The 24298-nt window shown below is 35.6% G+C and carries 30 protein-coding genes; 18 read left to right on the forward strand and 12 right to left on the reverse strand.

The genetic code is table 11. The annotated features are described in order from the left end of the window. The first annotated feature begins 45 nt into the window (after window positions 1–45). The 4 genes from dapF (at window position 46) to PXC01_RS10675 (ending at window position 3160) form a co-directional block, all read left to right on the forward strand. A complete protein-coding gene (gene dapF / locus PXC01_RS10660) occupies window positions 46–822 on the forward strand; it encodes a diaminopimelate epimerase (protein ID WP_276472283.1) in 777 nt (258 codons plus the stop codon). Further along, window positions 816–1340, forward strand: coding sequence for a GNAT family N-acetyltransferase (locus PXC01_RS10665; RefSeq protein ID WP_276472284.1), 525 nt, complete (start codon window positions 816–818; stop codon window positions 1338–1340). The genes dapF and PXC01_RS10665 overlap by 7 nt, the downstream gene beginning before the upstream one ends. Beyond that, on the forward strand, window positions 1340–2383 hold the full coding sequence (mltG, locus tag PXC01_RS10670) for an endolytic transglycosylase MltG (RefSeq protein WP_276472285.1): 1044 nt from the start codon (window positions 1340–1342) through the stop codon (window positions 2381–2383). The genes PXC01_RS10665 and mltG overlap by 1 nt, the downstream gene beginning before the upstream one ends. Before the next feature lie 147 nt (window positions 2384–2530). Next, the gene (locus tag PXC01_RS10675) at window positions 2531–3160 is read left to right on the forward strand and encodes a hypothetical protein (protein ID WP_276472286.1); all 630 of its coding nucleotides are present in this window, start codon (window positions 2531–2533) and stop codon (window positions 3158–3160) included. 55 nt (window positions 3161–3215) lie between these two features. On the opposite strand, the gene PXC01_RS10680 is transcribed toward PXC01_RS10675, so the two are convergent. The 3 genes from PXC01_RS10680 to dnaA are packed head-to-tail and all read right to left on the reverse strand — an operon-like array spanning window position 3216 to window position 5828. Then, window positions 3216–3938 carry an SAM-dependent methyltransferase gene (locus PXC01_RS10680; RefSeq protein WP_276472287.1) on the reverse strand — a complete coding sequence of 241 codons (723 nt, stop codon included), beginning with the start codon at window positions 3936–3938 and terminating at the stop codon, window positions 3216–3218. Between the two features lie 3 nt (window positions 3939–3941). Further along, entirely contained in the window at window positions 3942–4391 is a 450-nt protein-coding gene (locus PXC01_RS10685; protein ID WP_276472288.1) for a low molecular weight protein-tyrosine-phosphatase, read from the reverse strand. A gap of 12 nt (window positions 4392–4403) precedes the next feature. Then, window positions 4404–5828: a chromosomal replication initiator protein DnaA gene (dnaA, locus tag PXC01_RS10690; protein ID WP_276472289.1), complete on the reverse strand. Its 1425-nt coding sequence runs from the start codon at window positions 5826–5828 to the stop codon at window positions 4404–4406. A gap of 202 nt (window positions 5829–6030) precedes the next feature. Between dnaA and PXC01_RS10695 the strand changes: the two genes are divergently transcribed. Next, window positions 6031–6429, forward strand: a complete 399-nt coding sequence (locus PXC01_RS10695; protein WP_276472290.1) for an acyl-CoA thioesterase — start codon at window positions 6031–6033, stop codon at window positions 6427–6429. Window positions 6430–6432: 3 nt separating this feature from the next. On the opposite strand, the gene PXC01_RS10700 is transcribed toward PXC01_RS10695, so the two are convergent. From PXC01_RS10700 to ribD, 4 genes are read right to left on the reverse strand one after another with little or no spacing between them, the layout of a single operon-like run. After that, window positions 6433–7035, reverse strand: coding sequence for an IMPACT family protein (locus PXC01_RS10700; RefSeq protein WP_276472291.1), 603 nt, complete (start codon window positions 7033–7035; stop codon window positions 6433–6435). A gap of 21 nt (window positions 7036–7056) precedes the next feature. After that, window positions 7057–7938, reverse strand: coding sequence for an EamA family transporter (locus PXC01_RS10705; RefSeq protein ID WP_276472292.1), 882 nt, complete (start codon window positions 7936–7938; stop codon window positions 7057–7059). Then, complete coding sequence (locus PXC01_RS10710) at window positions 7939–8544, reverse strand: HAD-IA family hydrolase (protein WP_276472293.1); 606 nt, start codon at window positions 8542–8544, stop codon at window positions 7939–7941. Continuing rightward, window positions 8537–9643 carry a bifunctional diaminohydroxyphosphoribosylaminopyrimidine deaminase/5-amino-6-(5-phosphoribosylamino)uracil reductase RibD gene (gene ribD / locus PXC01_RS10715; RefSeq protein WP_276472294.1) on the reverse strand — a complete coding sequence of 369 codons (1107 nt, stop codon included), beginning with the start codon at window positions 9641–9643 and terminating at the stop codon, window positions 8537–8539. Before ribD ends, PXC01_RS10710 begins: the two co-directional genes overlap by 8 nt. Window positions 9644–9720: 77 nt before the next feature. On the opposite strand from ribD, the gene PXC01_RS10720 reads away from it, so the two are divergent. Genes PXC01_RS10720 through PXC01_RS10750 form a run of 7 tightly spaced genes read left to right on the forward strand, consistent with a single transcriptional unit; the run spans window position 9721 to window position 15557 of the window. Next, the gene (locus PXC01_RS10720) at window positions 9721–10206 is read left to right on the forward strand and encodes a GNAT family N-acetyltransferase (RefSeq protein WP_276472295.1); all 486 of its coding nucleotides are present in this window, start codon (window positions 9721–9723) and stop codon (window positions 10204–10206) included. 2 nt (window positions 10207–10208) lie between these two features. After that, window positions 10209–11078: a peptide chain release factor N(5)-glutamine methyltransferase gene (gene prmC / locus PXC01_RS10725; RefSeq protein WP_276472296.1), complete on the forward strand. Its 870-nt coding sequence runs from the start codon at window positions 10209–10211 to the stop codon at window positions 11076–11078. After that, entirely contained in the window at window positions 11075–11656 is a 582-nt protein-coding gene (locus PXC01_RS10730; RefSeq protein ID WP_276472297.1) for an LOG family protein, read from the forward strand. The genes prmC and PXC01_RS10730 overlap by 4 nt, the downstream gene beginning before the upstream one ends. Window positions 11657–11661: 5 nt before the next feature. Further along, a complete protein-coding gene (gene ligA, locus PXC01_RS10735; protein ID WP_420828587.1) occupies window positions 11662–13653 on the forward strand; it encodes an NAD-dependent DNA ligase LigA in 1992 nt (663 codons plus the stop codon). A gap of 6 nt (window positions 13654–13659) precedes the next feature. Then, window positions 13660–14898, forward strand: a complete 1239-nt coding sequence (locus tag PXC01_RS10740) for a cation:proton antiporter (RefSeq protein ID WP_276472298.1) — start codon at window positions 13660–13662, stop codon at window positions 14896–14898. Next, on the forward strand, window positions 14895–15197 hold the full coding sequence (locus PXC01_RS10745) for a hypothetical protein (protein ID WP_276472299.1): 303 nt from the start codon (window positions 14895–14897) through the stop codon (window positions 15195–15197). Before PXC01_RS10740 ends, PXC01_RS10745 begins: the two co-directional genes overlap by 4 nt. A 60-nt stretch (window positions 15198–15257) precedes the next feature. Continuing rightward, on the forward strand, window positions 15258–15557 hold the full coding sequence (locus PXC01_RS10750) for a helix-turn-helix domain-containing protein (RefSeq protein ID WP_276472300.1): 300 nt from the start codon (window positions 15258–15260) through the stop codon (window positions 15555–15557). Window positions 15558–15627: 70 nt separating this feature from the next. Here the strand turns inward: PXC01_RS10750 and PXC01_RS10755 are convergent, their stop codons facing one another. From PXC01_RS10755 to PXC01_RS10775, 5 genes are all read right to left on the reverse strand, one after another. Then, a complete protein-coding gene (locus PXC01_RS10755) occupies window positions 15628–16242 on the reverse strand; it encodes a fumarylacetoacetate hydrolase family protein (RefSeq protein WP_276472301.1) in 615 nt (204 codons plus the stop codon). Window positions 16243–16886: 644 nt separating this feature from the next. Beyond that, a complete protein-coding gene (locus tag PXC01_RS10760) occupies window positions 16887–17027 on the reverse strand; it encodes a hypothetical protein (protein ID WP_276472302.1) in 141 nt (46 codons plus the stop codon). Between the two features lie 229 nt (window positions 17028–17256). Beyond that, window positions 17257–17706: a GNAT family N-acetyltransferase gene (locus PXC01_RS10765; protein ID WP_276472303.1), complete on the reverse strand. Its 450-nt coding sequence runs from the start codon at window positions 17704–17706 to the stop codon at window positions 17257–17259. Window positions 17707–17721: 15 nt separating this feature from the next. Beyond that, window positions 17722–18627 carry a bifunctional metallophosphatase/5'-nucleotidase gene (locus PXC01_RS10770; RefSeq protein ID WP_276472304.1) on the reverse strand — a complete coding sequence of 302 codons (906 nt, stop codon included), beginning with the start codon at window positions 18625–18627 and terminating at the stop codon, window positions 17722–17724. 1 nt (window position 18628) lies between these two features. After that, the gene (locus PXC01_RS10775; protein WP_276472305.1) at window positions 18629–19414 is read right to left on the reverse strand and encodes a 5'-nucleotidase C-terminal domain-containing protein; all 786 of its coding nucleotides are present in this window, start codon (window positions 19412–19414) and stop codon (window positions 18629–18631) included. A 45-nt stretch (window positions 19415–19459) separates the two neighbouring features. On the opposite strand from PXC01_RS10775, the gene PXC01_RS10780 reads away from it, so the two are divergent. The 6 genes from PXC01_RS10780 (at window position 19460) to porD (ending at window position 24274) form a co-directional block, all read left to right on the forward strand. Beyond that, on the forward strand, window positions 19460–19993 hold the full coding sequence (locus tag PXC01_RS10780; protein ID WP_276472306.1) for a DUF6913 domain-containing protein: 534 nt from the start codon (window positions 19460–19462) through the stop codon (window positions 19991–19993). 2 nt (window positions 19994–19995) lie between these two features. Next, window positions 19996–20886 carry a 4-hydroxy-tetrahydrodipicolinate synthase gene (gene dapA, locus PXC01_RS10785; RefSeq protein ID WP_276472307.1) on the forward strand — a complete coding sequence of 297 codons (891 nt, stop codon included), beginning with the start codon at window positions 19996–19998 and terminating at the stop codon, window positions 20884–20886. 107 nt (window positions 20887–20993) lie between these two features. Further along, a complete protein-coding gene (locus tag PXC01_RS10790; protein ID WP_420828588.1) occupies window positions 20994–21833 on the forward strand; it encodes an outer membrane protein assembly factor BamD in 840 nt (279 codons plus the stop codon). A gap of 17 nt (window positions 21834–21850) precedes the next feature. After that, window positions 21851–22177 (forward strand): DNA-directed RNA polymerase subunit omega, encoded by a 327-nt coding sequence (locus PXC01_RS10795; protein ID WP_276472309.1) that lies wholly within the window; start codon window positions 21851–21853, stop codon window positions 22175–22177. A gap of 5 nt (window positions 22178–22182) precedes the next feature. Continuing rightward, window positions 22183–23388 carry a bifunctional phosphopantothenoylcysteine decarboxylase/phosphopantothenate--cysteine ligase CoaBC gene (coaBC, locus tag PXC01_RS10800; RefSeq protein ID WP_276472310.1) on the forward strand — a complete coding sequence of 402 codons (1206 nt, stop codon included), beginning with the start codon at window positions 22183–22185 and terminating at the stop codon, window positions 23386–23388. Then, window positions 23381–24274: a type IX secretion system protein PorD gene (gene porD / locus PXC01_RS10805; RefSeq protein WP_276472593.1), complete on the forward strand. Its 894-nt coding sequence runs from the start codon at window positions 23381–23383 to the stop codon at window positions 24272–24274. The genes coaBC and porD overlap by 8 nt, the downstream gene beginning before the upstream one ends. The last annotated feature ends 24 nt before the right edge of the window (window positions 24275–24298 follow it).

Consider the following 24298-nt stretch of genomic DNA (forward strand, 5'->3'; position numbering starts at 1 on the left):
TAAGCAAAATGTAATTATATGCTATCTTTGATACTTTATTATAGCATGGAAAATACTTTTTATAAATATCAAGGTACAGGTAATGATTTTGTGATGATAGACAATCGCAAGAAACAATTTCATAAGGGCAATGCCGAGTTAATCGCTAAAATTTGTCATAGAAGATTTGGCGTAGGTGCGGACGGACTTATTTTATTGGAAAATGATGATAATACCGATTTTAGAATGGTTTATTATAATGCCGATGGTAATGAAGGTAGCATGTGTGGCAATGGTGGAAGATGTATTGTAGCTTTCGCTCATTTTCTAAATATTATAAAAGAGAAGACCGTTTTTATTGCGGTTGATGGTCTTCATGAGGCTACAATTGTTGATGATATTGTAAGTCTTAAGATGACTGACGTTGGCGAGATAAAGGAGAAATCAAATGCACTGTTCATGAATACCGGTTCTCCCCACCATGTACAAATGGTAAAAGGTTTGCCGTCCTTTGATGTTGTAAAGGAAGGTGCGCGTATGCGATATGGTATTTATGGCGAAAAGGGTAGCAATATCAATTTTGTGGAACCAAATGGCAAAGGTGGCTTTGATATAAGAACTTATGAGCGTGGGGTGGAAGATGAAACACTTTCTTGTGGTACTGGTGTAACGGCAGTTGCTATAGGTATGTATCATTTGGGTAACACAAAAGAGAAGACTATTCCTGTAAATGCACTGGGCGGTAATTTAGAAGTCACTTTTAAAGAAAATAACGGTGTTTATAGTGATATTTATCTTCAAGGTGAGGCAAAACAGGTTTTTAAAGGAGAATTAACGTGGTAACATTAACGGGAAAGCAAATTTATTTAAGGGCCTTAGAGCAAAAGGACCTGGATTTTTTGTATGAACTAGAGAATGATACCGGTATCTGGGAAGTTAGTGGTACGGTTACACCGTACTCTAAGGATGTATTGCAGTTATATTTAGATAGTGCCCATAGGGATATTTATGACGTAAAGCAGTTAAGGTTGGTAATATGCACAAAAGAGCATAATACAATAGGTTTAATAGATGTTTTTGATTTTGAACCAAATCATAAAAGGGCAGGTATGGGTATTGTTGTTTTAGATGAAGGGCTTAGAAATAAAGGAATAGGGGCAGAGGCAATTACGCTTTTATGCAATTACTTGTTTCAAGTTTTGGGCTTAAAACAGGTTTATGCTAATATTCTAGAAGGAAATGCGCCAAGTCTGCATTTATTTAAAAAACTTGGATTTCAAGAAATTGGAGTCAAAAAAGACTGGGTACGATTTAACGATACCTATAAGAATGAAGTATTATTACAAAAAATAAATAATTAATGTATATCAAGCGTATTTTATTGGGCGTAGTGCTTTTAGGTTTAATTGGGGGTGGAGTTTTTGCGTATACCGTTTATGGAACTTTTTTTACTCCGAATACCAATTTTAATAATGAAGAAGCTATAGTTTTTATTCCGACCGATGCTGATGTTAACGATTTAAAGGAACGACTTTCACCGGTTTTAAAAAACTTCGATTCATTTGAATCCACTGCAGAAAGAAAAGGTTACCTAAATAATATAAAGGCAGGTAAATACAGCATTAGCAAAGGAATGAACAATAACGAGATTGTAAATTCTTTACGAAGTAGAAACTTACCTGTTAAAGTATCTTTTAACAATCAAGAAAATATCAATGATTTGGCTGGAAGAATTGCAAGTCAGATCGAGGCTGATAGTGCTTCCTTGGTCGCTGCTTTTAATGATAAAGAGTTTTTAGAGGAAAATGGATTTGATGATGCCAATAAGATATCTTTATATATCCCTAATAGTTATGAATTTTTTTGGAACACCTCTGCAGCTTCCTTTAGAGGAAGAATGTTAAAGGAATACAATCGCTTTTGGACTGATGAACGTAAAGAGAAAGCCACTGCGCTTGGTTTAAAACCCAATGAAGTAATTGCATTGGCGTCTATTGTGCATAAAGAGACCGCAAAGGTAGATGAGAGACCTACCGTTGCCGGTGTATACTTGAATAGATTAAGAAAGCGAATGTTGTTACAGGCAGATCCAACTGTTATTTATGCCATAAAGAAAGAAACCGGTAATTTCGATACTATTATTAAAAGAGTCTTGTATAGAGATCTAGAAATGGATTCTCCCTATAATACCTATAAATATGCCGGATTGCCGCCAGGTCCTATTGCAATGCCGGACATTACCGCAATTGATGCGGTTTTAAATCCTAAAAAACACAATTATTACTATTTTGTGGCCAATGTTGAAAAGTTCGGTTATCATATGTTTGCAGAGAATTTAACGCAGCACAACCGAAATAAAGCACAGTACATCCGATGGATTAATGCTCAGAAGATCAATAGATAAGCATTCATCCGAATTTTAGAACTTCTTAACTAAATCTGTATACTTTTAACAGAACCTTCTTAAAGTCTTAGAAATTCAGGTCTACCTTTGCGGCAGAAATTTAAGCAAGCAAATAGTAGTCGCCGTAAGTCTTAAGAAATATATGATATGAGAAGATGGATATTAGCAAGTTGTCCTCTTATTGTGCTTTTTATTTTGTCAGGTTATGGCTTTAAGCCTTTTAGTGTTGGCGTACCTGATCAACTTAAAGTAAAGGAATCAATGTTTGTTTCTTATCCTCAGGAAGAGGCTATATTGGCAAATTATCAAATCACTCCCCCTTTTCTTGGTAGTCGGTTCATAGGTTTTAAGGAAGCATTGGCTTTTAAAGAGTCTCAAGGCAATTATTTTGTGACCAACACTTTTGGTTATTTAGGTAAATATCAATTTGGTCTAGGTACATTAGAGCTGGTTGGTGTTAATGATGGTAATCATTTTCTATATAATCCTGTGTTGCAAGAAAAAGTATTTCAAGTAAACACATCTAGAAACAAGTGGATTCTTAGAAAGGATATTAAGCGTTATGTAGGTGTACGCATGAACGGCATACAAATTACGGAATCCGGTATATTGGCAGCTGCGCATTTAGCAGGGCCTGGTAACGTAAAATTGTATCTAAGATCTCACGGTCGTTTGGAGCTTTCGGATGGTTACGGTACCAGTATTTCTAATTATATGAAAAAATTTGCAGGTTATGATGTTTCTATGGTAGAGGCAAAACGTAATCCTAGGATATAAAAGTTTAAGTAGATATGAAAGTGGGAAACCTTGGCATTTATTTGTCAAGGTTTTTTTATGCCTGTATAATAAAAATAGCAGGTCTTTTATGTAAATCTACATTCTCTCTTTTCCAGTTAATAGCTGTCTTTGTTTTAATATATTCCGTGGGTAGTGTAATGTCGGCTGCTACGCAAACTCTTGTACTTGGAGCTAATGTTTTAATAAGTTCTTCAAGCATTTTATTATTACGGTAGGGTGTTTCAATAAAAACTTGGGATTGGTTTTCATCTTTTGACCTTCGCTCTAGATTTTTAATATATTTCTTTCGGTCAGCGCTGTCAATGGGTAAATAGCCGTTAAAGGCAAAATTTTGTCCGTTCATGCCACTTGCCATTAAAGCTAATAAAATGGAAGAAGGACCTACTAATGGAACAACTTGAATGTTTTTGTCGTGCGCAATCTTAACTACAGCTGCGCCGGGATCGGCAATACCAGGGCATCCGGCTTCGGAGAGTATTCCTACGTCAAGACCTTCAAGGCAAGGGTTTAAAAAATTAGGTATTTCGGCAGCCTCGGTAAACTTATTTAAAACAAATAGTTTTAAGCTTGGCTGGGATTTTCTTGGACTAATTTTTTTTATAAAACGACGAGCGGTTTTTTCGTTTTCAACAACATAGTGATCTAATTTTTCAATAGTCTGTTTAATTGAAATGGGTAATACCTCTAAAGGAGGCATATCGCCTAAAGTGGTGGGTATTAAATATATTTTCCCTGTTTTTCCGTTTGGTGTGCTCATTTATTATTTTTCTAGTCTTGCAGCTATTATGTCGCAAGCTTGATCTATCATTTGAAAAACATTTTCAAATCCGTCTTCAGCATCATAGTATGGGTCTGGAACTTCATTGTCAATTGGACTGATCTCATTTAATAATAGCTTTACTTTGTCAGCATCTATCTTGTTTCTGGCCAATTTAATAATATTGCCATAGTTGCTTTTATCCATCGCATAGATGATATCGAAAGCATCAAAATCTGACACAACGAATTTTCTGCATACTTGTGAGCTGATATCAATACCATGCTCTTTGGCAACCTTTATGGATCTTGGGTCTGGTGCGTTACCAATATGGTAACCCCCCGTTCCTGCAGAATCAACATGTACATTTGATGTAGAAATTTTGCTTTTTAGAATACCTTCTGCCAACGGAGACCTACATATATTGCCTAGGCAAACCATTAACACGTTCATGTAATTGAAAATTTAAGAAAATTTCTTTGTTAGGTCATCAATGTATTTGCGGAACTGCTTGTCGGTCTCTGCTAAATTGTCTACGGTTTTGCATGCATGTAAAACAGTTGCGTGATCACGCTTTCCTATTTGTGAGCCAATACTTGCCAATGATGCTTTAGTGAACTTCTTGGCAAAGAACATGGCTAATTGTCTAGCTTGTACAATGTGTCTCTTTCTTGTTTTGGACTGTAATGTTGCAACATCCATTTCAAAGTAATCGGAAACAACTTTTTGTATGTAATCAATAGACACCTCGCGTTTGGTGTTCTTTACAAATTTTTCAACAACCTGTTGTGCAAGTTCAATAGTAACCTCTCTTTTGTTTAGCGTAGACTGTGCAATAAGGGAAATTATGGCGCCTTCAAGTTCTCTAATATTGGTTTTAATATGTTTGGCAACATATTCAATAATATCTTCTGGTATCTCTACACCGTCTCTATATAACTTATTCTTTAAGATGGAGATTCTTGTTTCATAGTCCGGGCTTTGCAATTCTGCGGATAATCCCCATTTAAAACGCGATAACAATCGTTGCTCAATATCCTGCATATCTACAGGAGCTTTGTCAGACGTAAGAATTACTTGTTTACCGTTTTGGTGCAAATGGTTGAAAATATGGAAGAAAACATCTTGCGTACCGGATTTACCCGATAAGAATTGTACATCATCAATAATAAGTACATCTATTAACTGGTAGAAATGTATAAAATCATTTCTAGTGTTTTTCTTTACGGATTCAATATACTGCTGGGTAAATTTCTCTGCGGAAATGTAAAGCACAGTACGTTCAGGGTACTTGTCTTTTATTTCAACACCTATGGCGTGCGCCAAGTGTGTTTTTCCTAATCCTACACCACCAAAAACCAATAATGGATTAAAAGATGTACCACCGGGTTTGTTGGCTACCGCCATACCGGCAGATCGTGCCAAACGGTTAGAATCTCCTTCAAGGAAATTATCAAAATTATAATTAGGATTTAATTGAGATTCTATTTTAATATTTCTAATACCTGGTATTACAAACGGATTACGTAATTCAGGGTTTTTAGATTTAATGGGCACATCCATTTCTTGAGCGGCCATTGTACCTCTGTTGGAGCTAGGAATCTTTTCTGTAAAAGGTTCTTTGTTGCCATAGGTATTCTCCATTCTAATAATGTAAACCAACTTTGCAGATTCTCCAAGTTCTTTGGTCAAGGCAACTTTTAAAAGTTTAACATAGTGTTCCTCTAGCCATTCGTAAAAGAATTTACTAGGTACTTGAATGCTTAATGCTTTTTCTGAAAGCTTTATCGGTTTAATAGGCTCAAACCATGTTTTGAATGCCTGCGGTTGGATATTATCCTTAATAAACACCAAACAGTTTTTCCATACGGAATTTGCAGTAACACTCATAATAAATTATACTCTTTTAATGGTTAGTGTTGAGCTATAGATGATTATGAAAAATCAATATAGGTTCTCGTTCAACTTGGGCAAATATGTGAACAAATTATTGAAAAAAAAAATCGATTGTCATTGAATTTGACCTTTTTTTTTCTCATGTTCGCTCACTCAATAGGGGATGTTTTAAATATATACTTTTTACTTGAAATAAATGCGATCAAATGAAATTTCTTTTCGAATTAGATACTCAGAAACTGACCAGATGGGGGTTGTCTATCATGGTAATTATGCTCAATATTTGGAATTGGCAAGAGTTGAATGGTTAAGGTCGTTAGGAATTTCTTACAAAAGTATGGAGGAGGGCGGAATTATGCTTCCGGTGATTAGTTTGTCCATTAAATATTTAAAATCTGCGAAGTATGATGATTTGGTAACCGTAAAGGTAATTTTGACGAAAAAACCTGCGGTAAGAATTGAATTTGATTATGAAATGACAAATGAAGCGGGAGAATTATTGGCGACCGCAAATACGGTTTTGGTATTTATGGATAAGAAAAGAAATAGACCCACTAAATGTCCGCAGCTATTATTGGACAAATTGGAATATTAAAGATTAGTCGTTTGCCTTGATTTCTAATTTGTGATGTGCTTTAAAAAGTTTCATTGTTTTTTTTAAATCACTTTTATTTACAGCTAAAATCATTTTGCATTTTAAATGCAAATCTTGTGATACAATGGTTAATTGGTGTTTTTTGACCAATCGCATTACAATGTCCATTTCTGAATATTCAAAAGTAACGGTTAGTTCTTCTTGTAATACTTTGGTGATTATTGCCGCATTTTCCAATGCTAGCTTTGCAGTTTCCTTGTAAGCACTGATCAATCCACCAACACCTAGTTTGGTGCCGCCAAATATTCGTACCACTGCAACTAGAATGTTGGTTACATCAAAAGATTGTATTTGCCCATAAATTGGCATACCGGCAGAATTGTTGGGTTCTCCGTCGTCATTGGCACGATAAGACTTAGATTCAACACCCATTTGCCATGCGTAGCACACATGGTTGGCGGTGGGGTATTCTTTTTTTAATGTCTCTATGTGTTCTTTAATACTATCTTCGTCGGAAACCGGAAAGCAGTACCCGTAAAACTTACTTTTTCGCTCTTTGAACAATAGGGGATCAGAAGGTTTTGAAATGGTTTTATAGGTGTCCATATATGTTGTGCCAAGCAGAATTTAAAGGTACGTCATTATTTTAGGGCCAAAAGCCACTAGAATAATACTGAAAATTGCCAAACCTATACCAAACCAGTTTTTAATGCTTAATCTTTCTTTAAACAATAGTATGCCTAAAAGCGTGGAGAACATTACAATGGCCACATTGTTAATAGTAAACACAGATGCGCTGTTCCAAGTTGGGTGCTGTAAGGCTTTTAATAAGAAATATATGGAGAAGTAATTGGGGACGCCCAAACAAATTCCACCAATAATATTTTTGAAATTTATTTTTAATCGTTGTTGGGTGGATTTATATCCGATAAAAAATAAGCCGAATATTCCTGCTGATGCAAAAACCGTTGCGGAGAACAGTGCGTATTCTTCTTCGGGCATATGCGCATCTTGAAAGTATTTTATGCTTGTGTCTATTATGCCTGATCCTAGAAAAACTAAGACCGGTAGGGCAAATGCCCATTTTTCAGCTTTTATTTTGTTTTCCTTTAAAGAAGTGAAGTAAACGGCCAACAATGCGAGAATTATTCCTAAAATTTCTAATATGCTTAAAACTTCCCTGTAGAAGAATACTCCAAACAATACCGGAATGGTGAGTGACATTTTAGTGGCAACAGAGGCTACGGATACACCTAGCTTTTGTGAAGTGGCTGCCATTAAATTAAATATTAGTATGAATAATAGACCAAGAAGTAGGCTTCCCCAAAACCAGCTCTTTTGTGGTATGTCATATACATTGATCGGTTCTTTATAATATAGTAAGCCTACAATGCAAGCAATGAAGTAGTTAGTGATAATGGCATAAATTGTTTGTACCCGATACTTGGCAAATAATTTAAAAACCACAAAAATTAAGCTGGAGAAAAGAATACTGAGCGCTAAATACATTTATACTATGCGGCTTAAAGTTTCTAAAACATCTTCTTTTCCTACTTGAAGGTTCCAACACTGTATTCCTAGTTTAGATGCGCTATCTGTATTTTCTTTGGTATCATCAATGAAAAAGGTTTCTGATGCGTTCAAATTATTATCGCTAAGCACCTTTTCATATATATTGGCATTAGGTTTTCGCATTTTCATTTCTTGTGATAGGTAGAAGACCTCAAAACAATTTTTAAACCTTAAAAATCGCTCCATTCCCATAGACTCCTTAACCTTGTCAATGTGAAGATCGTTAGTATTGCTCAACAAGAACAGTCGGTATTGATTGTCGGCTTTCAACTTTTCAATAAACTTTAGGCGTTCTTCGGGAAAGTCCAGTATAATGGAATTCCAGGCATCTATAATCTGAGATTTAGAAGCGTTGGTGAAAATGTCTTGCAGTTTTTCAACAAACACGTCAGACGTTATTAAGCCCATTTCATATGACTTGAAAATGGCATCTAAATCCGGAGTCAATTCGGTAAATCCAAATTTTGCCATTTCTATTAACGGCGCTTGTTTGTCAAGATTGATAAATATATCACCAAAATCGAAAATTATATTTTTAATCATTTCTAAGTATGGTTAGTTGGTCGGTCAAAATTTCCATTTGTTTTATTATTCGTCCTGTGGGTTTTGGAGCTTTTATTCCTTTTTGAAATTCGGCTGCTCCTCTGAAGATTCGAGCTTCGTCCCATAAGTCAGCATCAATAAAACTTTGTAATGTTTGTGATCCGCCTTCAATAATGACACTTTGTAGCTGCTCTTCAAACATCAGATTACATAATTGCTGCGATAATTGAGATTCAAAATTCAAAATTTTATAGGTAACTCCTTTAACGTACTTTGTGGTATCTACTATTTGTGTACATACTATCGTTTTTTGCTGTCCATCTAAAACATGAAAATCTTTAGAAATCCTTAGATTTCTATCAAGAACAATTCGTGTAGGTGCTTTTCCCGTCCACTGTCTAATATTCAATTGTGGGTTGTCAGCTAACACAGTGTTGGTGCCTACTAGTATACTTGGTTCTTCACTACGCCATTTGTGTACCAATTGCCGAGATTTGGTGTTTGTAATCCAATAGGGTTTCTTTTCTTCTTCTCGTATTAAAGGCTCTGGAGCAATAAATCCGTCAGATGTTTCCGCCCATTTTAAAATGATGTAGGGCCTCTTTTTGGTAAAAAAAGTTAAGAATCGTTTATGGTGTTCCGTGCATTCTTGTTCTAAAACACCAACAATTACTTCGCAACCCGCCGCTTTCAATTTTTTTATACCATTACCAGCTACTTTTTCATAAGGGTCCTTTAGCCCAATGACAACCTTAGGTATTCCCAATCTTACGATTAAATCCGCACAAGGTGGAGTTTTGCCATAATGAGAGCAAGGTTCTAAGGTTACATAAATAGTAGCATTTTTGAGTAGCGTACTGTCTTTTACCGAGTTTATAGCATTCACCTCGGCATGTGAACCACCATAAGCACTGGTAAACCCTTCACCAATAATTGTGTCATTATACACAATTACTGCACCTACCATGGGGTTGGGCGCTGTAGTACCCAATCCGTTTTTTGCAATTTCAATACACCGTTGCATATATCTCTCATCTGCAGAAAGTGCGTTTGATTGAGATGGTATTGAATTTGTAGAATCAAGATTATTAATGGACATCAAACTTTACCTTTATACGCATATCACGTATCTTCACACCTCAAAAATAGTACTTTAAAACCTATTGCATAGTTCATATGGAAAATGTGGTGATACGTGAAATTAAAAAGGAAGATAACCCGCAAGTTGCTAGGGTAATACGGCAGGTGTTGGAAGATTTGGGAGTGCCAAAAGTGGGCACGGCCTATGAAGACCCGTCATTGAATAACATGTATGAGCATTATAATAAACCCAAGGCCACTTATTTTGTGATTGAAGAAAATGGTTCAATTTTAGGCTGTGCCGGTATTGCACAACTAGATAATTACAACGGTAATATTTGTGAGCTTCAGAAAATGTACTTTTTGCAAGAAGCCAGAGGCAAAGGGGCGGGTCATAAAATGATCAATGTATGTTTGGATAAAGCCAAGGAATACGGTTTTGATGCCTGTTATTTGGAGACAATGCCCTATATGGAAGCTGCCCAAAAATTGTATAAGAAAATGGGCTTTGAATATATAGATGCCCGTATGGGGGATACCGGTCATTATTCCTGTCCTGTATTTATGCTTAAAACATTGTAATTGTGCTGTTAAAAGAGGTAAAGAATATTTTTCATGCAGAATTAGACGCTATCTATGGTAAAGATGAAGTAAACAGCTTTTTCTATCTACTTATTGAGCACTATTTTGAATTAGAGCGTTTTGTATTGGCGTTACAACCTAATCTTAATATAGAAAAAGAACAAGAGACTATCTTGTTTAAGGCGTTGTCCGAATTGAAGTTACATAAACCTATTCAACATATTACACGTACTGCCCATTTTATGGACTTAGATTTTAAGGTTAATAAGCATGTGTTGATACCAAGACCCGAAACCGAAGAATTGGTTCGGTGGATTTTGGATGATGTTAAAGAACTAAATCAATCTTTAACTATTTTAGACATGGGTACGGGTAGCGGTTGTATTCCTATTTCTTTAGATAAAAATCTGGCGGATGCTAAAGTGTATGCGTTGGACGTTTCGCCACAAGCCTTAGTGGTTGCTGAAGAAAACAATAGAATGCTTGGTGCAAATGTTACCTTTGTTAAGGCGGATATGTTGTCCTTAAATTCTAAAACCTCACCAAAAGAATTAGATCAGAAATTTGATATTATTATTTCTAATCCGCCATATGTACGAGAATTGGAAAAAGCAGAAATGCAAAATAATGTAATAGACCATGAGCCAAGTTTGGCACTTTTTGTTCCAGATGAAGACCCGTTAAAGTTTTACGAGGCAGTAGTAAATTTTGCGACTGAAAACTTGAATAAAAATGGTTGTCTGTATTTGGAGATTAATCAGTATTTAGGAAAAGAAACCAAGCGAATATTGCAACAATCTAATTTTAAGACTATCGAATTAAGACCAGATATGTTTGGTAATGACCGTATGATAAAAGGGATAAGAAAATGAAAAGTATTGTAGTGTTTTGTGGTAGTAGTGAAGGTATTGTTTCTGATTATGGCGTAAAAGCATATGAACTGGGAGAGACTTTTGCAAAGAAAGGTATACAACTTGTATATGGTGGAGCCAAAATTGGCATTATGGGTAAAGTTGCCGAAGGCGTTTTAAATAATAAAGGAAAGGTAAAAGGGGTAATTCCTGTATTTTTAAAGAAAAAAGAAGTAGTTCATGAGGGGTTGACAGAATTGATAGTCACCCAAAATATGCATGAGCGCAAATTGAAAATGCATGAACTATCTGACGGAATAATAATGCTCCCTGGAGGATTTGGTACTTTAGAAGAGTTTTTTGAAATGTTGACTTGGTCGCAGCTTGGGTTGCATCAATACCCCATAGGAATTTTGAATACCAATGGTTTTTACGATTCCCTATTGCAAATGATGCATGACATGGTACAAAACGGATTTGTTAAAAAAGAACATTTAAATACTATATTGGTAGATGATACTATAGAAACCCTATTGGATAAAATGGAAAACTATATAGCATTGCCTACACCAAAATGGATCAATAAAGAACAGCTTTAATAATTATGAAGGCAAAGATTGAAGAACTAAGAAAAGAGTTGCGAGAGCATAATCACAATTACTATGTGTTGGATAACCCGACCATTTCAGATTATGAATTCGATATGAAATTGAAAGAATTACAGGATTTGGAAGCTAAACATCCTGAATTTTATGATGCCAGTTCGCCATCATTACGTGTAGGCGGTATGATCACCAAGAATTTTGCAACCGTAGTTCATGAACATAGAATGTACTCTTTAGACAATTCATACTCTAAAGAAGATTTAGAGGATTGGGAGAAACGTATTCAGCGTAATTTGGGAGACGTGCCTGTTGAATTTACTTGTGAGTTAAAATATGATGGCGCATCTATCAGTATAACTTATGAACAAGGTAAACTGGTAAGAGCGGTTACCCGTGGTGATGGTATTCAAGGAGATGATGTTACCAATAATATAAAAACGATAAAATCGGTTCCGCTCCAGTTAAAAGGAGATTATCCTGATAAGTTTGATATACGGGGAGAAATAGTATTACCGTTTGACGGATTTCAGAAAATGAACGAAGAACGTATTGCCAATGGAGAAGAGCCATATATGAATCCGCGAAATACGGCATCGGGCAGTTTAAAACTTCAAGATAGCAGTGTGGTTGCACAGAGACCATTAGATTGTTTGCTGTACAGTATTGTAGGTAGAAACCTGAATATTGATTCTCAATTTCATATGTTGGAGAAAGCACGAGAATGGGGCTTTAAAGTGCCAACTGTTGCCAAACTTTGTAAAACTACAGATGAAGTTATGGCATTTGTTGAGGAGTGGGATGTAAAACGCCATGAGTTGCCTTATGAAACCGATGGTGTTGTGATAAAAGTAAATAGCCTTCAGAACCAAGAAGAGCTTGGTTTTACCTCAAAAGCCCCACGATGGGCAATGGCGTATAAATTTAAGGCAGAACAGGTTTTTACCACTTTAAATGAAATAACCTATCAGGTAGGGCGTACAGGGGCGATAACCCCGGTAGCCAATTTAGAACCAGTTTTATTGGCAGGTACTACGGTAAAAAGAGCATCGTTACATAATGCGGACCAAATAGAAAAATTGGATATTAGGGTAGGTGATACCGTATTTGTAGAAAAAGGAGGAGAAATTATCCCCAAGATTATAGCGGTTGATCTCACGAAAAGACCGGCAGATTCCAAACCAACGGAATATATTCATGAATGTCCAGAATGTGGAACCGAGCTTACTCGTACAGCGGGTGATGCAAAACATTACTGCCCAAATGAGTACGGTTGTCCACCACAAATAACCGGTAGAATTCAGCATTTCATTTCTAGAAAGGCAATGGATATTGAAGGCTTGGGAGGGGAAACGGTAGAATTACTGTTTAAACAAGGGTTGATAGACGATTATGCCGATTTATATAAACTCACCAAAGAAGATGTTTTACCCTTAGAACGAATGGCGGAGAAGTCTGCTGAGAATTTAGTAAACGGAGTAGCGGAATCTGTAAAAGTACCTTTTGAACGTGTGTTGTTTGCTTTAGGTATTCGGTTTGTAGGCGAGACTGTTGCTAAGAAATTGGCAAAAGCATATAAAAACATAGATGCTTTAAAAGAAGCTACATTAGAGCATTTAACTTCTGTAGATGAGATAGGGGAGCGCATAGCGCAAAGTGTCATCGACTTTTTTGCGAACGAGAAGAATATAGATGCTATAGAGAGATTGCGAAGTTTTGGCGTGCAATTATCAATATCTGAAGAAAAGTTACAAAACCAGACCGATACCTTGGCGGGTAATACTTTTGTGGTTTCCGGAGTATTTGAGATTTTAAGTAGAGATGAGCTTAAAAAGAAAATAGAGGATAACGGGGGTAAAGTTGGATCATCTATATCTTCTAAAACTAGTTATTTGGTTGCGGGAGATAAAATGGGACCTAGTAAGCTTGCAAAGGCAGAAAAACTGGGTATACCCATTATCAGTGAGCAAGATTTTATAAACATGTTAGCATAGATCATTATGGATATTTTTACAATAATTTCAGTACTTGTTTTTCTTTCGGCAATTTTTGGATATATAAATGCCCGCTTTTTAAAACTGCCCAATAGTATTGGCTTAATGTTGATTACTATTGTGTTTACTTTGGCTGTATTTGCTATTGGCTATGTAGACGATACGTTGATAAACGCAGAGCGTTACATTATTACACAGATAGATTTTAAAACGGTGCTGCTAGATATTATGTTGAGTTTCCTGTTATTTGCAGGGGCGCTTCATACCAATTTTGAACAGCTGAAAGTACAGCGTTGGCCCATACTGGTATTCTCAACATTAGGTGTTTTGGTGTCTACCTTTTTAGTGGGGACCAGTATGTATTATTTGTTGCAGTTGTTGGGTATGCAGATCAATTTTATTTACTGTTTGTTATTTGGATCTCTTATATCACCAACAGATCCTATTGCCGTTTTGGGAATTTTAAAAAAGGCCGGTGCTCCAAAAAAGTTGGAAACCAAAATTGTGGGAGAATCATTGTTCAATGATGGCGTAGGGGTTGTTGTATTCTTAACGATATTTCAACTCGCATCTGCAACAGAGGTAGCTGTATCTCCATTAGATATTATAGAACTATTTGGGGTTGAGGTAATTGGCGGGTTGGCATTGGGTCTGGCCCTAGGTTGGGGAACGTATAAATTAATGCGATCCATTGACGATTATGATATAGAGGTAATCATAACATTGGCAACGGTAATGGTAGGTACATTGATAGCGCAGAAATTCCATTTATCGGCACCTTTGGCAATGGTGGCTGCTGGTTTGGTAGTTGGTAACGACACCGTTCGCGATTCTGCCATGTCAGAGACCACGGAGACCTATGTAGATAAATTTTGGGAGCTTTTAGATATTCTGTTGAATACCTTGTTATTTGTATTGATAGGGATGGAAATGCTGGTACTGACATTTAAAACAGAATATATTTTTGCAGGTTTATTGGCAATTCCGCTAGTATTGCTTTGTCGCTATCTTTCATTAATGCTTCCTATTAAATTCTTTGAAGAGAAATTGGATTTTGTGCCAAGGACCAATTTGGTAATGACCTGGGGAGGATTGCGCGGTGGTATATCTATAGCATTGGCATTAGGTCTTTCAGATGACATGCATAGAGATGCTTTTTTAGTGATAACCTACATAGTTGTGGTATTCTCGATAATAGGACAAGGCTTAACCGTTGAAAAATTGATTAAAAGTGTCGTAAAATGATACCTAAGACCTATCTTGAATTTGAAAAGAGTTTGGAATTCACCAATGTGCCAAAAGACTGGTCAAACGGACTAAAAGCTGCATGGTACGATGCCAAAGGTGATTGGGAAGCTTCTCATAATATTGCCCAAGACATGCACAATGAACTTGGTAGTTGGTTGCATGCCTATTTGCACAGAAAAGAAGGTGATCGGTTTAATGCAGGATATTGGTATAGATTAGCGAATAAAGAATATCCCACAATTACTTTAGACGAAGAGTTAAAGGTAATTGTGAAGTTTATCTTGATGAGCGGCTAGAAAATTTCCTTTGATCAATTTCCATTTTGGTCTATCATTTTAGAAAATCGGCAAAGTTCCTTGAACGAAGATACAAGAACTTTGAAGTATGAAACCAATGCAGAATATTATGCAAATCAATTAGGGATAAGTACAAAGCGATTAAATCAGGTGCTTCAAGAAAAGTTGAACCTTACCGCAAAACAAGTGATACAGCCAAGACAAATAATAGAGGCAAAACGCAAACTTATTAGAAGCGAGATTACTACAAAGGAATTGGCTTTTGACCTAGGGTTTGAGTCTATAAGCAGTTTTTCCCGCTTTTTTAAAAAGAATGTGGGTGTTAGTCCAACCGCTTTCAAGGCTCAGCAAAAATCTTAAAATATAAATCTGGAGCAAAAAAAATCGGGATTACTAAGTAATTCCGATTCTTATAATGCTATAAATGCAACTAGATCATTTTAAAATCCAGAAGAATTTCTCCTTCTATGGAAGCCTGTAAATGGTCTCCTTTAAAAGTTTCACCTGCACCAACTGCTGGCGTACCGGTAAAAATCATGTCTCCCGGATTTAAGGTCATAAAAGTAGAAACAAAACTGATAATTTCGGCAAAGTTATAAATGATGTAACCGGTGTTGCCAATTTGCATCTTTTCACCATTGATGACTAAATCAAAGTTAATATTATCCAATTCGGGAAAATCGGAAATAGGTTTAAAACCAGAAATAGGTGAGGCACCGTCAAAACCTTTGGCCAAAGCCCAAGGACCTTTCTTTTCTCTGCTGGCAGTAAGTACATCTTTTGCTGTATAGTCTATTCCAATACCTATTTCAGAAATGTATGAGTTTGCTTCCTCTACAGAAACATTTTTAGCGGTTTTACCGATTTTTACAACTAATTCTACCTCATAAATCAATTGATTGGTAATCGCAGGGAATTCAACATCCTTGCTATCCGTTACCAATGATGAATCTGGTTTTGTGAATATTAGTTGTACATCATTTTTTAAATCATCAATTTCAGATTTATCTAAAACATAGTTTTTGCCAATGCCTATAATTTTCATTACTGTGGTGTTAGTATATTATTAATTTTTGAAGTGAAATTAAACAATCTGGCGAGTATTATTTATTGTTTTACTTGAAATCACATTAACATTACTTTTTGTTTAAAGATAAGGTGTATATGTTGTGATTAAGAATTGATATTTTTTTGTAAAAACAATAGTCAAATATTATTGTATTATCTGTTTATGATAAGCCATTTAAACATTGGTTATAATTTCTGTTCACTATAGATAATCAGATTTATACATGTTTTAAAAACACTATTTCAATTAAAGGATGAAGCGTTTTAATAAGCCGTTAAAGAATTACGGTTTGACCACAAGAAAGTTTTTTTTAAATGGAGTAAGGGGAGTATACTCCTTTGGTGTTTAAATTAAACCGTTAGAATTTAAATTTAACTATGTCAAAATCTTTTTGAGGATAGTTGAATTCACATTAAAAAAAATTACTACACGGATACTTGGTAAGAATTTTGGATTTTGATTACGTGTTAATTAAGGTTATGTATTAACATAAAAATTGCTGTAATAACTTTTTTTTCTGGTCCAGCTTTTAGAACTGACAACCAAAATTTAAGATTATTACAGCAATTAATTCATGAATTGGTAAACTTTTGGTTTTTACGACATTCAATCTTCTAATTTTAATAAAGTGTGCCTAAAACCTGAGTTTTTCTTTCAAAAATCATCTCGCTGCCATTTTTCAATTCATTAGGCTTTTCTAAAGCATTCAACTTAAGGTTGTTTTTTATAGAATATTTCTTTTGTAAAAAATCTACTTGCATAATATTGAGTTTAGAATGAGTAACTAATTTAAACATTAATGCATTGAAAATCATTTAATTATGATAAAATCAAGTAATGTGAACTAAGAAATGCGAATATGATTATTTTGAGAGGGATAAAATGCCAAACTAGTTTTTTAAAGGTGCTTTTTTTGAGAATTTGCACTCAACAAATATTGATTTAGAAAATTGTAAACCGACAATTCTCCTTTTTAGGAATTATAATAGGTTATAATGACTTTTTAAAACAAACGCTATTTTCCATTTTTTCATATGGAGGATAGTTATCGGTAATAGTGTATTTATTTTTTTTATACAGTGCAATGGCTTCCGGCTGGCGTAATCCGGTTTCAAGAACTGCAAAGGAGTAATTTAATTCTTTTGCCCATTCTTCTAATACCAATAGCACTTTTGAAGCAATACTTTTACCACGAAATTCTGGTTTTACGAACATACGCTTGATCTCAACGGAATTTGTATTGAACTTTTTAAAAGCGCCACAGGCAACAGGTGTTTTGTCGGAATAAAAAACAACACAGTTTTTCAATGCATCAATACCGTTGAATTGTGCGTAAAAAGCATTTTCATCGCCATCACGTAATGCCAAATCAGCATCGAGCAAAGCAACTAATTCTTTAAAGTTTTTATTATCACTAGAACAACGTTTATAGTAAAGCATAATAGGTCTCTTTTTTTAGACTTTAATAGTATAGCCATTTGCGTTAACAGTACTATTGTCAAAATAAAAGTCAATTCTACCTAGATTTACTCCAAAACACCCAACTTGATTTACAAGAATATCACGCTCTACGGCATTACTAACTACTGTAGGTCGGTCTAGAAAGGTGTGAGTGTGCCCACCAATGATTAAATCCGTGTGTTTAGTTCTTTTGGCCAACTTTAAATCATCTGGTTTTTCAGTACTGTATTCGTATCCTAAGTGAGACAGGCAAATGACCAAATTACACTTTTCTTCTTCTTTAAGTTTAGTTTCCATATCGGTAGCCAATTCATAGGGATCTAGAAAAACCGTTTCCTTGTAAAGTTGTTTAGTTACTAATCCGTTCAATTTAATTCCTAATCCGTAAACGCCTACCTTAATTCCGTCTTTTTCATATACTTTATAAGGCTGTGTCAATCCGTCTAAAACCGTATTTGAAAAATCATAATTAGCACTGATAAAATTAAACTTGGCATATGGCATTTGAGCCAATAGACCGTCAATACCATTATCAAAATCATGGTTTCCAATAGTGGTAGCGTCATAATTAAGCATGCTCATTAGTTTAAATTCTAACTCACCGCCATAAAAGTTAAAATACGGTGTACCTTGAAAAATATCACCGGCATCAAACAGAAAAGTATTCGGATTCTCTTTTCTGATACTATCTACCAAACCAGCTCTACGCGCCAAACCGCCTAAGCCTGGAAAATCTGCATGATCGTTAGGGAAAGCGTCTACGTGACTGTGTACATCATTGGTGTGTAAAATGGTAATATGTTTTTTTGTGGCAACGTTGCAAGAATTTAAGCTAAGTCCGCCCAAAGTCAATAAACCAGAGGTTGCAGCCGTATTTTTTATAAATTTTCTTCTTTCCATTTTACTGTAATTGATAATATCTTAAATCTATTTTTGGGGCTAGGGTGTCCACTTTGCTAAAGAAATCTATCATGGCGTTTCTTATTTTATAATCAGTTTCCGTTTTGGAAATGGCATCTTTGAAAAAACCCATATTATCGCCACCGGTTACCAAATAATCTGATGTTGCCACATAATAAGATTTATTTTTAGCAATAGGTTTACCGCCCACGGTGAAAGTATTGACCGTGTTATTTTTATTCAATATAAGCTGTGCGCCTGCAATGGGGTGCGCTCTTTTGGACTTTATTAGGTAATCAACCATTTTCATTAGAGATTCGCCGTTTAATTCTACGACGACAACAGAATTTTCAAAAGGCATTACCTCATAAGCCGTTCTGGAAGTTACGTTGCCTTTGGAGATAACAGCGCGTATACCGCCATGGTTCAATAAAACCATATCTATATTATGGCCAGTTCGTTTCTTGAATATAGGATTGGTTTCACTTAGAACGATATCCGCCATTAAATTACCCGCTGTGGTATTGAATTTTCCATCGGTTTTAGTAATAACAAAAGGAGCATAGGTCAACGTACTATCTAAAATACTTTCTACTCTATCGTGATACGGCTGAATAAATTTCTGAATACTGTCAATAGAAGTATAATTTGTATCAACAGCTATTTGCTTGCCAGTCAGCTCAATGAGATGTTCCGGAGCATTTTTGCAAGACGCTATAATTACAAATGTTATAAATATAACATAATGTTTTATATTTAAAATCTCAAAGTGTTTTAACTTCGCCATATAGTTGCGGGGATATTATTTACATTTGTCTAAATGTAAAAATACATGTTTTTAAAAGGAATTAAGGACAAGTTTAAGCGGAAATCAGGCCGCAAAATATTAAAACAGTTGGTGGCAACACCAGCTGCTGTAATGCGTGAGGGTAAAGGAATACGTTCTGTAGGTTGTATTGTGGATCTGGATAAATTTGAGAAATCTGAAGTGTTTTTTCAGTTTCAAGAAGAGTTTTCTTTACATCCAAATGCCGTTAAAATTATTGGATATAAACGTTTTTATGATAAAAACTCGCCATATGCCACTCCAGTTTTTTCAGATAAAGATCTTGGATGGAACGGTGATATAGAAAACAGTTATGCCCTTGAATTTTTAGGACGTGAATATGATTTATTGGTGAATTACTATAACGAGGATAGCTTATTATTGAATTTAATGTCGGTAAAGACCAAGGCCCGTTTAAAAGTAGGTTTTACAGAAGTAGGGCCAACTTATAATGATTTAATGTTAGATACGCCTTTAAAGGACTTTCAAATATTTAAAAAAGAATTGAAAAAGTACTTGGGCATTTTTAAGGAGATTTAGTTATGAAACAATTAAGAGGAGCAGGGGTAGCGTTAATAACGCCATTTAAGGAAGATGGATCTGTAGATGTTGAAGCTCTTAAAAAAGTGGTGGCCTTCAATATTGAAGGTAATATAGATTATTTGGTAGTACTGGGTACAACGGCCGAATCTGTAACATTATCAAAAGCTGAAAAAGAATTGGTAATGCGTACGGTTGAAGAAGTTAATGCAGGTACGTTACCTTTGGTTATAGGTATTGGTGGTAATAATACCGCAGCATTGGTTGAAGAATTGCGATCCGCAGATTTATCCGCTTATGATGCCATACTTTCTGTGTCACCATATTATAACCGCCCAACCCAGGAGGGAATCTATCAGCACTTTGCAGCACTTTCACAAGCATCTCCCTTACCTATAATTTTATATAATGTACCAGGTAGAACCGGTAGTAACATGTTGCCCGAAACCGTGGTTCTTTTGGCAAAGAAATTTGATAACATAGTTGCGGTTAAAGAAGCTTGTGGCAATATGGTACAAGTGCAAGAACTAATATCTACAAGACCTCAAGGTTTTCTAGTGCTTTCTGGTGATGACATTACTGCATTGCCAACAATTGTTGCTGGCGGAGACGGTGTTATCTCTGTAATTGGTCAGGGTTTGCCAAAAGAATTCTCTAAAATGGTTCATGAGGGCTTAAGTGGTAATAGCAAAAAAGCTTATAGTTACCATTATAAAATGCAAGATGGCATGAAGTTGATTTTTGAAGAAGGCAACCCGGCAGGTATCAAAGTTATATTTGAATATCTAGGTTTGGCCAATGCAAATGTTAGACTACCGTTAATAACAGCTAGTGATGCCTTAAAGCATAGAATTGTATCCTTTATGGAATCTATGATACGCATACCGGCATAAATATTCGTTAAATCTTCATTGAGTAGGGCATTCTTGTGGTGTAAAGCCTGTATTTTTATTGGTTTAAAATGTTTTTTAAATCCATTGATAATTACTAATTTTGCAAAATGTTTTTTAAAATGAGGAGAGTTTTTTCAATACTATTGATTGCCATTGCTTTACAATCATGTAGCGAGTACCAAAAAGTACTAAAGAACGATGATGTAAAAGCCAAATATGACATGGCCGAAACTTTCTATGAAGAAGGGGATTATAGAAGGGCGAATAGATTGCTTGAGCAAATAGCGCCCAAGTATGTAGGTAAACCCCAAGGCGAACGTGTAATGTTCTTTTTGTCCAACAGCTATTTTCAGCGTGGAGATTACAATATGGCAGGCTACCAGTTTGAGCGTTTTGTAAAATCATACCCTAAAAGTGATAAAGCGGTTGAGGCAACATTCTTAGGAGCTAAAAGCTTTTATAAACTATCGCCGGAATATTCCTTGGACCAAACCGATACCGACAAGGCTCTATTAAAATTGCAGAATTTTATTAATACATATTCTGAATCTGAATTTTATGCCGAAGCAAATGCCATGGCTCAGGAGCTGACTACAAAAAAAGAACAGAAGGCATTTGAGATTTTAAAGCAGTATAATAAATTGGGTGAATTCAATTATGACATGCTGAAGTCTGCGGTAGCGGCTAGTGATAATTTTGTGTCAGATAATCCTGGCTCACCTTTTAGGGAAGAGGCAATGTTTGTAAAGGTTGAAGCGTTGACCCATATGGCGGTTAATAGTTTTGAGCAATTAAAGAAAGAACGTTTAAAGAATGCCAAAGCGGCTCATGCTGCCTTAATGAAGCAGTTTCCTGAATCTAAGTTTGATAAAGAGGCTACGGATTTAATTGAAAAGATTGATAAAGAATTACAACGTATGCAAGCGCAGACCGTTGAATCAAAATAAATAATTTAATTATGAATATGAACGATTTAAAAAACTCTAAAGCATCGGTATCAACGATAACCATTAACCGTAACGAGTTTGATCAGCCAACAGAAAATATCTATGAGGCTATTTCAATTGCTGCAAAGCGTGCTGTTCAGATCAACTCTGAAATTAAAAAAGAGCTTTTAGAGAAATTAGAAGAGTTTGCTACCTATAGTGATAGTTTAGAGGAAGTTTTTGAAAACAAAGAGCAAATTGAAGTTTCTAAGTTTTATGAAAAATTACCTAAGCCACACGCAATGGCGGTAGAAGAGTGGTTGATGGATAAAATCTACCATAGAAACACGGAAAAAGACGCTTAAGAAATATGTTGAACGGCAAAAATGTTCTTTTAGGAATCACCGGAGGCATTGCTGCTTATAAAACAACATTCTTAGTTCGTTTATTTATAAAAGCTGGCGCTAACGTTAAGGTTATACTTACCGATAGCGCCAGCTCTTTTGTTTCGCCACTTACGCTGGCTACTTTGGCCAAAAATCCTGTTGTTCTTGATTTTGTAAAAAAAGAGGAAAATACGGTAGATTGGAATCATCATGTAGAAATGGGGCTTTGGGCAGACCTAATGTTAATTGCACCGGCCACGGCAAATACCATGTCAAAAATGGCAACAGGTAATTGTGATAATATATTGATGGCTACTTATTTATCGGCTAAATGTCCTGTTTTCGTTGCTCCGGCAATGGACTTGGATATGTATAAACATCCAAGTACAAAAAAATCCTTAGATGAATTAACTTCATTTGGTAATGTCATTATACCGGCAACAAGTGGAGAACTGGCAAGTGGCTTACATGGTGAAGGCAGGATGGCAGAGCCAGAAGATATTGTAAACTTTATTAAAAATCAGCTGTCAAAAGGTTTGCCATTGTCCGGTAAAAAAGTGTTGATTACTGCGGGGCCAACGTATGAGGCTATTGATCCAGTGCGTTTTATAGGTAATCACTCATCAGGTTTAATGGGGTTTGAACTTGCTAAAACAGCTGCAGGTCTTGGTGCTGAAGTGTATTTGGTAAGCGGACCTACAAACCTTTCCGTTACCCATGATCTTATTCATGTGGTCAACGTAGTTTCTGCAGATGATATGTATCATATTGCCCAAATGTATTATGATGCATCGGATATTGTAATTTGTGCCGCTGCGGTGGCAGATTATAGGCCAAAGACCATTGCTGAACAAAAAATTAAAAAATCCGAAGAAAATTTTACCATTGAGTTGGTAAAGAATAAAGATATATTGAAAACCTTCGGTGATCATAAAAAACACCAATTTTTAGTTGGTTTTGCCCTAGAGACCGAAAACGAAATTGAAAACGCAAAAGGTAAACTAAAGCGTAAAAACCTAGATGCCATCGTGTTGAATTCAATGCGGGACAAAGGCGCCGGTTTTGGCGGTGTTACCAATAAAATTTCATTTATAGATACCAATTCTAACATTACTACGTTTGAACTAAAGACCAAGGCAGAAGTTGCCGTGGATATCTTCAATGAAATTATTAAAAGACGATATGCGTAAGGCTGTATTTTTATTTCTTTTCAACCTTTTTTGTTTTGTATCGATAGCACAAGAATTAAACTGTGCCGTTACCGTCAATTCAGATCAATTAACTCAAGGTGATCTTCAGGTTTTCAAAACGTTGGAGCGTTCGTTAAATGATTATGTAAATAAAACCAAATGGACCAATAGGGTCTACAAGGAAAATGAAAGGGTAAATGCCCAAATGTTCATTACCATAACCTCTTATGAGTCTAATAGTTTTAGTGGTAATATTCAAATACAATCTTCAAGACCGGTATATAATACCTCTTATTCTACGCCTATATTTAACTACAAGGACAATGCTTTTAATTTTAGGTACATAGAATTTCAACCAATGATTTTCAACGAGAACCAGTTTGAATCTAATTTGGTGAGCGTAATGGCTTATTATGTCTATGTCATATTAGGCTTGGATGCAGATACGTTTTCTTTGGAAGGTGGTACGGAATTTTACAGAAAAGCGCAGAATATTGTAACGCAGGCGCAAGGTAGCAATTCTGCCGGTTGGAGCCAGTCTGCCGATTCTAACCGGAGTAGATTTGAATTAATAGATAATCTTTTATCGAATACCTACAGGGAGTATCGTATTGCCATGTATAACTATCATAGAAAAGGACTTGATATACTACCAGATAATAATAGCACAGGTAAACAAGTAATTGCGGGTACTATGAATCTTTTTCAAACGATGATCAATAGACGGCCAAATGCCTTTTTAATTTCCACGTTCTTTGATGCAAAATCAGAGGAGATTAAGAATATTTTTTCTGATGGACCCAAGGTTGATATTGTAAAGCTAAAAGAAACATTGAATAAAATAGCGCCTTTATACGCTTCAACTTGGAACGATATTAAATATTGAACCATTTTACAAAACAGAATTATA

This window comes from Maribacter huludaoensis, from assembly GCF_029350945.1.
Taxonomy (GTDB): domain Bacteria; phylum Bacteroidota; class Bacteroidia; order Flavobacteriales; family Flavobacteriaceae; genus Maribacter; species Maribacter huludaoensis.

Excerpts from the sequence above, each read along its gene's own strand:
- PXC01_RS10770 (WP_276472304.1), bottom strand. The coding sequence starts at position 18,627 with ATGGAAAGAAGAAAATTTATAAAAAATACGGCTGCAACCTCTGGTTTA.
- PXC01_RS10730 (WP_276472297.1), top strand. The coding sequence starts at position 11,075 with ATGAAAAGTATTGTAGTGTTTTGTGGTAGTAGTGAAGGTATTGTTTCT.
- PXC01_RS10755 (WP_276472301.1), bottom strand. The coding sequence starts at position 16,242 with ATGAAAATTATAGGCATTGGCAAAAACTATGTTTTAGATAAATCTGAA.
- PXC01_RS10685 (WP_276472288.1), bottom strand. The coding sequence starts at position 4,391 with ATGAACGTGTTAATGGTTTGCCTAGGCAATATATGTAGGTCTCCGTTG.
- dnaA (WP_276472289.1), bottom strand. The coding sequence starts at position 5,828 with ATGAGTGTTACTGCAAATTCCGTATGGAAAAACTGTTTGGTGTTTATT.
- PXC01_RS10680 (WP_276472287.1), bottom strand. The coding sequence starts at position 3,938 with ATGAGCACACCAAACGGAAAAACAGGGAAAATATATTTAATACCCACC.
- dapF (WP_276472283.1), top strand. The coding sequence starts at position 46 with ATGGAAAATACTTTTTATAAATATCAAGGTACAGGTAATGATTTTGTG.
- mltG (WP_276472285.1), top strand. The coding sequence starts at position 1,340 with ATGTATATCAAGCGTATTTTATTGGGCGTAGTGCTTTTAGGTTTAATT.
- PXC01_RS10700 (WP_276472291.1), bottom strand. The coding sequence starts at position 7,035 with ATGGACACCTATAAAACCATTTCAAAACCTTCTGATCCCCTATTGTTC.
- PXC01_RS10775 (WP_276472305.1), bottom strand. The coding sequence starts at position 19,414 with ATGGCGAAGTTAAAACACTTTGAGATTTTAAATATAAAACATTATGTT.
- PXC01_RS10720 (WP_276472295.1), top strand. The coding sequence starts at position 9,721 with ATGGAAAATGTGGTGATACGTGAAATTAAAAAGGAAGATAACCCGCAA.
- PXC01_RS10760 (WP_276472302.1), bottom strand. The coding sequence starts at position 17,027 with ATGCAAGTAGATTTTTTACAAAAGAAATATTCTATAAAAAACAACCTT.
- PXC01_RS10740 (WP_276472298.1), top strand. The coding sequence starts at position 13,660 with ATGGATATTTTTACAATAATTTCAGTACTTGTTTTTCTTTCGGCAATT.
- PXC01_RS10710 (WP_276472293.1), bottom strand. The coding sequence starts at position 8,544 with ATGATTAAAAATATAATTTTCGATTTTGGTGATATATTTATCAATCTT.
- PXC01_RS10780 (WP_276472306.1), top strand. The coding sequence starts at position 19,460 with ATGTTTTTAAAAGGAATTAAGGACAAGTTTAAGCGGAAATCAGGCCGC.
- ligA (WP_420828587.1), top strand. The coding sequence starts at position 11,662 with ATGAAGGCAAAGATTGAAGAACTAAGAAAAGAGTTGCGAGAGCATAAT.
- ribD (WP_276472294.1), bottom strand. The coding sequence starts at position 9,643 with ATGTCCATTAATAATCTTGATTCTACAAATTCAATACCATCTCAATCA.
- PXC01_RS10790 (WP_420828588.1), top strand. The coding sequence starts at position 20,994 with ATGTTTTTTAAAATGAGGAGAGTTTTTTCAATACTATTGATTGCCATT.
- PXC01_RS10705 (WP_276472292.1), bottom strand. The coding sequence starts at position 7,938 with ATGTATTTAGCGCTCAGTATTCTTTTCTCCAGCTTAATTTTTGTGGTT.
- PXC01_RS10695 (WP_276472290.1), top strand. The coding sequence starts at position 6,031 with ATGCGATCAAATGAAATTTCTTTTCGAATTAGATACTCAGAAACTGAC.
- PXC01_RS10795 (WP_276472309.1), top strand. The coding sequence starts at position 21,851 with ATGAACGATTTAAAAAACTCTAAAGCATCGGTATCAACGATAACCATT.
- PXC01_RS10675 (WP_276472286.1), top strand. The coding sequence starts at position 2,531 with ATGAGAAGATGGATATTAGCAAGTTGTCCTCTTATTGTGCTTTTTATT.
- coaBC (WP_276472310.1), top strand. The coding sequence starts at position 22,183 with ATGTTGAACGGCAAAAATGTTCTTTTAGGAATCACCGGAGGCATTGCT.
- porD (WP_276472593.1), top strand. The coding sequence starts at position 23,381 with ATGCGTAAGGCTGTATTTTTATTTCTTTTCAACCTTTTTTGTTTTGTA.
- PXC01_RS10765 (WP_276472303.1), bottom strand. The coding sequence starts at position 17,706 with ATGCTTTACTATAAACGTTGTTCTAGTGATAATAAAAACTTTAAAGAA.
- PXC01_RS10745 (WP_276472299.1), top strand. The coding sequence starts at position 14,895 with ATGATACCTAAGACCTATCTTGAATTTGAAAAGAGTTTGGAATTCACC.
- dapA (WP_276472307.1), top strand. The coding sequence starts at position 19,996 with ATGAAACAATTAAGAGGAGCAGGGGTAGCGTTAATAACGCCATTTAAG.